This window comes from Virgibacillus salarius, assembly GCF_039521925.1.
Classification (GTDB): domain Bacteria; phylum Bacillota; class Bacilli; order Bacillales; family Amphibacillaceae; genus Virgibacillus; species Virgibacillus salarius.
In genome coordinates this window covers 22,028-23,781 of the sequence record NZ_BAAACY010000002.1, presented here as the reverse complement: position 1 = coordinate 23,781, position 1,754 = coordinate 22,028, and the positions used below count along the sequence as shown (strand labels likewise).

Annotated in this window: 1 protein-coding gene; it reads left to right on the top strand. The window is 38.4% G+C overall.

Annotated features, from left to right (window positions below; translation table 11 throughout):
- Positions 1-251: 251 nt before the first annotated feature.
- Positions 252-1,355, top strand: coding sequence for a glycerol dehydrogenase (locus ABDZ84_RS00190; RefSeq protein WP_026679592.1), 1,104 nt, complete (start codon positions 252-254; stop codon positions 1,353-1,355).
- Positions 1,356-1,754: the final 399 nt, after the last annotated feature.

The following is a 1,754-nucleotide window of genomic DNA, read 5'->3' as shown; positions in this document are numbered from 1 at the left end:
ATAGCTACTAGAGGAAGCGTAAATCTGAGCATTTAGTGATAAGGAATGAGCGAATTTTGCTCCGTTTTTCTTATGGTTATAAGCAGACATAATACAAAGGGTTCGTATGTCTCAAGGAGGTGTCATAAAATTGAATGCGCGTAAATGAAAATCTTTGATTATGAATATAATGTGAAATACTTCACAAAATATGGATGAAAATTCGTAGAATTGGTATACTATAGATGTAAAAATTAGAAAGGGTGAAGAAAATGTCAAATATTGTTTTTGTATCACCTGGTAAATATATTCAAGGAAAAGATGCCTTACATCTTATTGGAAAACATGTGAAATCAATCGCAGAAAAGCCACTTATTCTTTCTGATGATGTGGTTTGGGACATAACTAAAGAGACAATTGAAGCAAGCATGAGGGAAGAAAATTTGGACTATCATTATGTTCCGTTTAATGGAGAGGCCTCATTAAGTGAAATAAAAAGAGTGGTAAATGAAGGGAAGGATCATCAGGTAGATGTAGTAGTTGGTGTAGGCGGAGGGAAGACATTGGATACAGCTAAAGCGATAGCAAATGAATTGCATGCTCGTGTTGTTATCGTTCCAACTACTGCTTCAACAGATGCACCTACGAGCGCATTATCTGTGATATATAGTGATGAAGGAGTGTTTGAAAGTTATAAGTTTTATCATAAAAACCCTGACTTAGTACTTGTTGATACTGCAGTTGTCGCCAAAGCTCCAGCTAGATTATTTGCGTCTGGTATTGCTGATGCGATGGCTACATGGGTAGAGGCTCGAGCTACACTGAAGCGCAATGGTGATACGATGGCAGGCGGAAAAACAAGTATTGCAGCTAAGGCAATTGCTAAAGAGTGTGAAAAAACATTATTTGCATATGGAATAGCTGCATATCAAGCAGTAAAAAAAGGATTGGTTACGAATCATGTAGAAGCTGTAGTGGAAGCTAATACATTATTATCAGGATTAGGTTTTGAAAGTGGTGGCTTAGCAGGAGCACATGCCATTCATAATGGATTCACCGTACTCGAAGGTGATATTCACCACCTTACTCATGGCGAAAAGGTTGCATATGGTACATTGGTGCAGTTGCTATTAGAGCTCCATAGCGAGGATGAAATGATAAAATATATTCAATTTTATCGCGAACTTGGTCTTCCAACTACATTACGAGACATGCATTTAGACGATGTTTCTTATGAGGAGCTGCTAAAAGTAGGCGAGGCAGCTACGCAAGAAGGAGAGACGATGAAAAACTTATCACCAAGTATTCAGGCTGGTGATGTTGCCTCAGCTATACTTGCAGTAGATCAGTTAAGCAAACAATTTGTGAATAAGTAATATCAAAAAACTGTCCATGGCGATTTTATCTCATGGACAGTTTTTGTTTCTAAGTTAAGAAAGTATAAAATCAGTGCAATGACTGCGCTAAGCCAAGTAGTTATTTTGAAATGTTAGATGTATATTGGCAATGCTCCGACTAATTACTTCGCTTTCCGTGGGCACGGCCTCAACTAACTTTGCAAAGAAGAACACGTTGCAAAGTGGATTTTCGGCTCGCGCTAATCCCGCAGGAGTCTATGTAATTAGTCTCCGCTATGAGAAGGTGCAACAATTCTTGTCATAAGTAATAGGTTGACTTTTTTTACAATGGCTAAAGTGAAAATCGTTATCCGTGAGTATAAAAGCAGCTGTGTTACTTCATGCTAGCGTTGTAGAGCCTGATAATAGCGAAGGCCG